This is a genomic window from Cupriavidus sp. 01L415 (assembly GCF_056400065.1).
In genome coordinates, this window is sequence record NZ_JBFTSP010000073.1 from 1 (window position 1) to 1,551 (window position 1,551).

Consider the following 1,551-nt stretch of genomic DNA (forward strand, 5'->3'; position numbering starts at 1 on the left):
CGTATTGGGTCTGGTCAAGCGTGTCGAAATCCACAAGGATGAGATCGTCGTTGTGTTCAGGGTTGACCCACAGCCTGGGGCTCTCGACAGCGAAAATTCGAATGATTCAGACGACGGAGTGAAAAGTATGCAACGTTGTACGCGGCGTAACATCCAACCTTTGGGGTGTTTTTCATGACGTTCCCCCGAAATCCGGACGGTTTTGAACTAGAGGTTGGCCGCCTTTTCGGGTTGTGCTGACCTCATTTTGACGAACTCGCTCGGGGTCAGGTGGCCGAGCGAGCCGTGTGGGCGGTGCAGATTGTAGTCGTCCTGCCAAGCCTGCAGTTTCTCGCGGGCATCGTGCAGTGTGATGAACTCATTGACGTTTAGGAATTCGTCACGCAGTCGCCCGTTGAACGATTCGATTAACCCGTTATCGGTCGGTTTGCCTGGTCGAGTGTAGTCCAGCTTGACGCCGCGGCGGTATGCCCACTCGTCCAACGCCTTCGACGTGAACTCCGTGCCGTTGTCCACCGTGATCGCTCGGGGCCAGCCGCGAAGCGCTGCAACCCGGTCCAGAGCTTGACCAACGCACCGGCCCGAGAGCCGGAAGTTGGCCTCCAGACACACACTCTCGCGACTCCATTGATCGATGACAGTGAGGATGCGAAACGTCCGCCCGTCAAGCATCTGATCGTGGACGAAATCCATACTCCAATGCTGATTCGGGCCCGTGGGCTCCTGTGGCCGGCCTCGCAGCAGAGCAATGCGCTTGCGCCGCTTGACCTTCATACGCAATTGCAGCCCTTCCAACCGATATAGCCGGTACACGCGCTTCTTCCCCACGCTCCAGCCTTCGCGCCTGAGCATGACCAGAATGCGCAGGTAGCCGAAGCGCGGCCGGCTCAGGGCGATATCCCGGATGCGCTGGCGCAGCGCACTCTGATCCCGTGCGCGGCTCTTGGCGTACCACGTCGAGCGACGCAGCAGCGCCAGACTACATGAGCGCTGCACGCTCACCTTGAAGCGCTCCTGCATCCAGGCTGCCAGCTCGTGCCGCTTGGCAGCCTTCAGACTTTTTTTCGCACGACCTCCTGCAGGATCTGCTTGTCCAGGGTGAGATCGGCCACGATGCGCCGCAAACGCGTGTTCTCATCCTCGAGCTGCCTGAGTTTGCGCAGTTCGCTTACCCCAAGATCCGCGTACTTTTTCTTCCAGGTGTAAAAGGTCGCCTCCGACACGCCGATCTGCCTACATATGTCGGCTACCGGCGTGCCACTGTCTGCCAGACGCAGCGCGTAGGTGATCTGTTCCTCGGTGAATCTCGACTTCTTCATGGCCTCTCCTCGCCCCAATCGGGGTGCCGAGAAGCAACCATACCTCTAGTTTTGACCTGTATTGATTTTTCGGGGAAACGTCATTCATGACGAAGTACGATGAGGCGTTCAAACGCCAAGTGGTCCAGGAGTATTTGTCCGGCTTTGGAGGGGTCATGTCGCTGAGTCGGAAGCACAGTATCAGCGACTCGATGCTGCATCGCTGGATCAAGGCGTGGCAACAGCATGGAGA

The 1,551-nt window shown here is 58.3% G+C and carries 2 protein-coding genes; one reads left to right on the top strand and one right to left on the bottom strand.

The genetic code is table 11. The features are described 5' to 3' along the window. Positions 1–207 precede the first annotated feature (207 nt). Positions 208–1,319, bottom strand: a protein-coding gene (locus tag AC1DOX_RS30905; protein ID WP_441624649.1) for an IS3 family transposase whose coding sequence is annotated in 2 segments (ribosomal slippage) — positions 208–1,064 and positions 1,064–1,319 — 1,113 coding nt in all. Because the reading frame shifts where the segments join, the coding sequence is not laid out codon by codon here. 86 nt (positions 1,320–1,405) lie between these two features. Between AC1DOX_RS30905 and AC1DOX_RS30910 the strand changes: the two genes are divergently transcribed. After that, positions 1,406–1,551, top strand: a 146-nt coding sequence (locus AC1DOX_RS30910) for a transposase (RefSeq protein WP_441624650.1), incomplete at its 3' end; no start/stop codon positions are given.